This window comes from Flavobacterium sp., from assembly GCF_017744675.1.
In the GTDB taxonomy this organism is placed as follows: domain Bacteria; phylum Bacteroidota; class Bacteroidia; order Flavobacteriales; family Flavobacteriaceae; genus Flavobacterium.
The window spans coordinates 1-5,019 of sequence record NZ_JAGIAV010000011.1 but is presented as its reverse complement, the minus strand read 5'-3'; the positions used below and the strand labels follow the sequence as shown (position 1 = coordinate 5,019).

Sequence of the window (5,019 nt, the reverse complement as noted above, 5' to 3'; positions counted from 1 at the left end):
TTTAGAGCAGGCACCATTGGTTAGGGCATCTTTAATAAAATTAAAAGAAAATGAATATGTGTTTTTCTTAACCTTTCATCATATTATTGGAGATGGATGGTCGATTGAATTATTGATTTCTGAAGTAATAAGCGTCTACAATGCTTTAATGCAGAATAAAAAGAACAGTCTTTCTCCTTTAAGAATTCAGTACAAAGATTATGCTGTCTGGCTAAAAGAAGCAGATCAGCAAGAAAAAAATCAGGCATCAGAGAAGTATTGGCTTCAGCAATTTACTGATCTGCCTCCTGTATTGAATTTACCAGGATTCAAAATGCGTCCTTTAGTTAAAACGTATAACGGAGCCAATCTTAGCTATACTTTTTCAAAAGCTTTTTTAGAAAATCTTAAAGTGTTTTCAAAAGAGCATGATACAACATTATTTATGACTCTAATGGCAGGGTTTAATATCTTATTGTATAAATATACCGGACAAGATGATATAATAATTGGTACTCCGATAGCTGGAAGGGAACATCCCGAATTAGAGAATCAATTTGGATTGTATCTGAATACACTGGCAATAAGAACACAGTTTCAGGAAGTACATAACTTTTTAGACTTTACAACCTTACAAAAAGAGATTTTATTAGGTGCCTATGAAAATCAATCTTATCCTTTTAGTGACTTAGTAGAAAAACTAAATTTAAAACGTGACACCAGTCGTTCTGCTTTATTTGATGTATTGATAGTTTTACAAAATCAGGCACAATTAAATAACATAAAAAGCGATGTGGAGCTTAACGGAGTACAGGTTGAAAAATATGATTTCAACAGAAAAACATCCCAGTTTGATCTTAGTTTCATCTTTGCTGAGAATGAAGATTTAGCGCTCACAATAGAATACAATACCGATGTTTTTGATATCTGTTTGATAGAGAGAATGGGGATTCATTTTGAGAATCTGATGACAGCATTGGTACAACAACCGGAAACAGATATAAAAGAAATTGAGTATCTAACCAAATCAGAAAAGGAGCAGCTATTATTTGCCTTTAACGATACAGATATAGATTATCCTAAAGATAAGACGATAACCGAGTTGTTTGAAGAACAAGTTGAAAAAACACCGGATAATATAGCTGTCGCATTTGAAGAATTGAAACTAACTTATCGGGAAATCAATGAAAGATCAAATCAGTTAGCCAATTATCTAAGAACAAATTATACTATTCAACGAAATGATTTAGTTGGAATAAAACTGCAAAGAAGCGAAAAACTAATAATTTCTATTTTGGCAATATTGAAATCCGGAGGAGCATATGTTCCTATAGACATCAATTATCCAAAAGAGAGAGTAGCTTATATCGAAAAAGATATCAATTGCAAAATTGTTATAGATCAGGAAGTAATAGAACAATTAAATAAAGCCGGAGAAAAGTACAGTAAAGATAATCTCGAAACAGTTAATCAACCAGATGATTTAGCCTACGTAATGTACACTTCTGGTACTACAGGTAATCCAAAAGGGGTTATGATCGAGCAAAAAAATGTAGTTAGATTAGTCAAGCCATGTTCATTTTTTCCTTTAAACGAAGAAAAAGTTTTACTCAGTACCGGATCTGTTTCTTTTGACGCGACGATTATAGAGTTTTTTGGAACTTTATTAAATGGTTCAAAACTAATATTGACCAAACAAGAGAACCTGCTGGAATTAGAAAGCCTTAAAAAAGTTATTCAGGATAATAAAGTGAATTCTCTCTGGATGACAGCTTCCTGGTTTACGCAAGTAGTAGAAAATGAGATTGAAGTTTTTGAGCAAATAAGCCAGCTAATTGTAGGAGGTGATATTGTTTCTCCTGCATCTATTTTGAAAGTGTATGAAAAATATCCGGCTATCAAAATTGTAAACGGATATGGACCTACAGAAAACACTACGTTTTCGACAACTTTTGAAATAAAAAATCAAAAATACTTAAACATTCCGATTGGTAGTCCTATACCAAATTCCAGTGTATATATTCTTGATGAGGCATCCAACTTAGTACCTACGGCAGTCGTTGGAAAAATATATGTAGGAGGTGCCGGAGTTGCCAGAGGTTATTTAAATCAATCGGAACTAACGAAAGAAAAATTTATAGAAAATCCTTTCAAAAAAGGAGAACGAATGTACGCCACCGGAGATTTAGGCCGTTGGTTGCCCGATGGCAATATTGAATTTTTTGGAAGGAATGATCAGCAAGTAAAAATAAGAGGTTACCGAATAGAATTAAGTGAGATTGAGAATTTAATACTTGAATATTCAACAGATTTAAAACAAGTAGTTGTTGAAGTAAAGGAAGAAAATAATCAAAAAGTACTGGTAGCATATTTTGTATCTGAAATAGCCCTTGATAAATTGAAACTTCGAAATTTTTTACAGAAAAGATTACCGGATTATATGATTCCGGGTTTCTATATCGCACTCGAAAAGTTTCCCCTAACCCAAAATGGGAAATTAGATAAAAAAGCTTTACCGGATATTTCCGGAGATGATCTGGTAAGAAAAGAATATATCGCACCAACTAATGAGATAGAGAAAAATTTAGTTGCCATTTGGCAGGAAGTCTTAGGAGTTGAGAATATAGGAATTACAGATGATTTTTTTGAATTAGGAGGACATAGTCTTAATGCAATGGTTGCTATAAAAAAGATCATCACAGAGTTTAATATCGAAATTTCTATTAGTGATTTTTTTCTAAATAAAACAATTGAAGGCGTCGCAAATTTAATTGTTGAAAAAAGATGGCTGACAACCGATGTTGTTACCGAAAACGAATTGACGATATAAAGTGTATCAAATAACTAAACATAAAATTTTACCGATTTTTTAATAAAAACAAGCAGTATTAACGTCTCAAACATTTAAAAATGGAAGTGTGAGACGCTAGTTTAAAGTATAATATAAAAGCTATTATGAGAGAATTATTAAGTAAACTAAGGGAAAATAAAATTTACATTTCATTAGAAAATGAAGATCTGAAAATAAAATTTGATCAGCAAATTCCGGATTCACTTCTAAAAGAAATTAAGGAAAAGAAATTGGAAATTATTCAATTTCTAAAAAGCAATACTCAAACCATAACCAATGTCCCAATTGCAAAAGTACCAGAGGCAGAAAGTTATATCCTCTCTTCGTCTCAGCGTCGTATGTGGATTTTGAGTCGTTTTGCCGATAGCAATATTGCATATAACATGCCCAGTGTTTACACATTTGAAGGTAATTTAAATAGTAACGCTTTAAATTCAGCATTCAATCAGTTAATAAAACGTCATGAAATTCTTCGCACCTTTTTTAAAGAAAATGAAAAAGGAGAAACAATGCAATTTATTGTGCCAGAGGATCAGTTTGAGTTTTTGATTGATAACCATGATTTGCAAAATGAAAAAGATCAGGAAGTACAATTAGCAAATCTTATCGAAGAAGAATTATTACGTTCATTTGACTTATCGAGACTTCCACTATTACGCGCTAATTTATATCAGCTTAATCCAAATAAATGGGTTTTTACTTTCGTGATGCACCACATTATTGGGGATGGTTGGTCAATGAAGATATTTATTGATGAATTACTTCAGTTTTATAATACACAGTTAAAAGGACAACACCTTGAACTTCCCTCTTTAAATATTCAGTATAAGGATTATGCAGCCTGGCAGCAAGAACAGTTAAACAGTTCCAGTTTATCAAGTCATCGCGATTATTGGTTAAACCAGTTAGGAGGTCAGCTTCCTGTTCTTGATATTGCAGGCGATAAAGCACGTCCACAAGTAAAAACATACAATGGAGGAAGTATTGTGCGTTTTATAAATAAGGACATTTATAAAAATATTCAAACATTCAGTAAAGACCAGAATGGTAGTTTGTTCATGGGATTATTCAGTGGAGTAGTTGGTTTATTATATCACTATAGTCACCAGGAAGATATTATTATTGGTAGTCCAATAGCTGGACGCGATAATAGCGAATTAGATGGACAAATTGGTTTTTATTTAAATACACTTGCTTTACGCACAAGATTTGAAGGGAATAACAGTTTTAAAACCCTATTGAAGGAAGTTCGTAAAACTACTTTAGAAGCTTATGAACATCAGGTATTTCCGTTTGATCAGCTTATTGAAGAATTGAATTTAAAACGTGATTTAAGTCGTAGCGTATTATTTGATGTATTTATCGATTATCATGACAATCGCTCCACTAATCTGGAAGATAAAGTTTTAGATGATCTGAAGATGAGTGTTTATGAAGGGTATGAAGGCAGCATTCCGAAAATAAGCAAGTTTGATTTAACTTTTATTTTTACAGAATCCGATGAAGGGCTGAGTCTGCTTTTGGAATACAACAGCGACCTTTATAAGGAATCCACAGTTGAGGCTATGTTTACCCATTTTGAGCAGCTGATGCAGGCAGCGGTGAGCGCACCGGACAAGGCCCTGAATGCCTTAGAGTGCCTAAGCGAGGCAGAACGCCAAGAATTAACAGAAGAATTCAACCATACTGATGTACCGGGGCATGCTTATGCCAATATGCTTGATCTGTTCAAAGAGCAGGCAAGAATATCCCCGGAGTCTGCAGCCCTGCATTATGAAGGACTGACCCTTAGCTATCAGGAGCTTGATGAGAAGTCCGATGCCCTGGCGTTTTACCTTCAGGATAGCTGCGGGGTTGAGAAAGGGGAACTGGTTGGCATTATGCAGGACCGCTCCGAGAAGATGATCGTCTCCATTTTGGGGATCCTTAAATCCGGCGCAGCCTATGTCCCTATCGATGCTTCCTACCCGGAGCAGCGCAAGGCATATATCATTGAGGATACCGCCATCAGAATCCTTCTGACCCAGACCGATTATATGTTTGATCTTGCAGGCTACAGCGGACATGTCTTTGCAGTAGATGCCCAACTGGATAGCCTTGAATCCCATACGGTTAAGGCAGCAGACTTGCAGGCAGCAGACCTTGCCTATATCATCTATACCTCGGGTTCAACAGGCCAGCCCAAAGGC

At 34.8% G+C, this 5,019-nt stretch carries 2 protein-coding genes; both read left to right on the top strand.

Going from position 1 to position 5,019, the window contains the following annotated elements; all coding sequences use genetic code 11:
• A partial coding sequence (locus tag J7574_RS23100; RefSeq protein ID WP_290974709.1) for an amino acid adenylation domain-containing protein occupies positions 1 to 2,809 on the top strand: 2,809 nt, incomplete at its 5' end.
• Between the two features lie 125 nt (positions 2,810 to 2,934).
• Positions 2,935 to 5,019 (top strand): condensation domain-containing protein (locus tag J7574_RS23095; protein WP_290974707.1); only part of this gene is annotated, 2,085 nt, incomplete at its 3' end.